This is a genomic window from Trinickia mobilis (assembly GCF_017315705.1).
GTDB classification, from domain to species: domain Bacteria; phylum Pseudomonadota; class Gammaproteobacteria; order Burkholderiales; family Burkholderiaceae; genus Trinickia_A; species Trinickia_A mobilis.
This window is the reverse complement of record NZ_JAFLRF010000107.1, coordinates 1-2,194: the sequence shown is the minus strand read 5'-3', so window position 1 is coordinate 2,194 and position 2,194 is coordinate 1. Positions and strand designations below refer to the sequence as shown.

The 2,194-nt window shown below is 65.1% G+C and carries 2 protein-coding genes; both read left to right on the top strand.

Annotation, left to right across the window (positions count from 1 at the left end):
• The coding region (locus tag J3489_RS37120; RefSeq protein WP_207005757.1) for a nitrite/sulfite reductase at window positions 1-1,649 on the top strand (1,649 nt) is incomplete at its 5' end.
• Between the two features lie 29 nt (window positions 1,650-1,678).
• A partial coding sequence (locus J3489_RS37115) for a DUF934 domain-containing protein (RefSeq protein WP_207005756.1) occupies window positions 1,679-2,194 on the top strand: 516 nt, incomplete at its 3' end.

Here is a 2,194-nt window from a genome sequence, read left to right as displayed (position 1 = left end):
TCGTCGACGAGCGCGTCGCGCAGTACCGCGACCAGGTTCGCCGCCGCCTGTCCGGCGAATTGAGCGAGGAAGAGTTCCGTCCGCTGCGCCTGCAAAACGGCTTGTACATGCAGCGTCACGCCTACATGCACCGCATCGCGATTCCGTACGGCAACCTGCGCAGCGATCAGCTCCGGATGCTGGCGCGCATCGCACGCGAGCACGACCGCGGCTACGGCCACTTCTCGACGCGCACGAACATCCAGTACAACTGGATCAAGCTCGAGGAAACGCCGGAGCTTCTCGCAAAGCTCGCTTCGGTGCAGATGCACGGGATCCAGACCTCGGGCAACGACATCCGCAACATCACCGCCGATCAGTTCGCCGGCGTCGCTCCAGACGAAATCGTCGATCCGCGTCCGTGGGCCGAGATTCTGCGCCAATGGTCGACGTTCCACCCCGAATTCAACTGGCTGCCGCGCAAGTTCAAGATCGCCGTGTCGGGCTCGAAGGAAGACCGCGTCGCGGTGCAGATCCACGACCTGGGCGTCTATCTGTCGAAGAACGAAGCCGGTGAGGTTGTCTGCGCGATTCTCGCGGGCGGCGGCCTGGGCCGCACGCCGCTCATCGGCTCGATCATCCGCGAAAACCTGCCGTGGCAGCACCTGCTCACCTATTGCGAGGCCGTGCTGCGCGTCTACAACCGCTTCGGCCGCCGCGACAACATGTACAAGGCGCGCATCAAGATTCTCGTGAAGGCGCTCGGCGCCGAGAAGTTCGCGCAGCAGGTCGAAGAGGAATGGCAGCACCTGAAGGACGGCCCGTCCACGCTCACGCAAGAAGAGTACGACCGCGTCGCGCAGTACTTCCAGCCGCCGCAATACGAGAAGCTGTCGGATACCGACGCCTCGTTCGAAAAGCATCTGCTCGAAAGCAAGCCGTTCGCGCGCTGGATCGAGCGCAACCTGCGTCCGCACAAGGTGCGGGGCTACGCGGCGGTGACGCTGTCGCTGAAGCCCGCGGTCGGCGCGCCTGGCGATGCGACCGACGTGCAAATGGAAGCCGTCGCCGACTGGGCCGATAAGTACTCGCTCGGCGAAATCCGCGTGTCTCACGAGCAGAACCTGATTCTTGCGAACGTGAAGAAGCGCGACCTGTACGCCCTGTGGGAAGAAGCGAAGAAGCAAGGCTTCGCGACGCCGAACATCGGCCTTCTGACGGACATCATCGCGTGCCCGGGCGGCGATTTCTGCTCGCTCGCGAATGCGAAGTCGCTGCCGATCGCACAGGCGATCCAGGACCGCTTCAACGACCTCGACTACGTGCACGACCTCGGCGACCTGTCGCTGAACATATCGGGCTGCATCAACTCGTGCGGCCACCACCACGTCGGCAACATCGGGATTCTCGGCGTCGACAAGGACGGCTCCGAGTGGTACCAGGTCACGCTCGGCGGCGAGCAGGGCACGGGCGCGACCGGCGCGCATCTCGGCCGCGTGATCGGGCCGTCGTTCTCGGCCGAGGAAATGCCGGACGTGATGTCGAAGGTGATCGACACCTTCATCGAAAACCGCATCGACGGCGAGCGTTTCATCGACACGTACAACCGCATCGGCGTCGCACCGTTCAAGGAACGCGTGTACGCGTCGCGTCAACCGGCGCACGCTTGACGCGCGACTCGCCAGAGGATTATTTGCAGATGACTTCGATTATCAAGAACCGCTCGGTCGTCAGCGACGACTGGACCGTCGTACGTGCCGCAGAAGACGGCGCGCTGCCCGCGGTGGACGCGCTGCCGGCCGGCAAGGTGCTCGTGCCGCTCGCGCTGTGGCAGGCCGCGCGCGACGCGCTGGTCGCGACGAAAAGCCGTGCCGAGCTCGGCGTGTGGCTCGCACCGGACAGCGAGCCGGCCGACATCGTCGCCGATTTCGACAAGATTTCGCTGATCGGCGTCGATTTCCCGGTGTTCCGCGACGGCCGCGGCTACAGCACCGCGCGTCTGCTGCGCGAACGCTACGGCTGGACGGGCGAGTTGCGCGCGATCGGCGACGTGCTGCGCGACCAGCTGCACTACCTCGCGCGCTGCGGCTTCGATGCGTTCGCGGTGCGTGCCGACAAGGACATTCACGACGCGCTCAAGGCGTTCGGAGAGTTCTCCGTGCTGTACCAGGGCGCCGTCGACAACCCGAATCCGCTGTTCCGCCGGCGTGCCGCG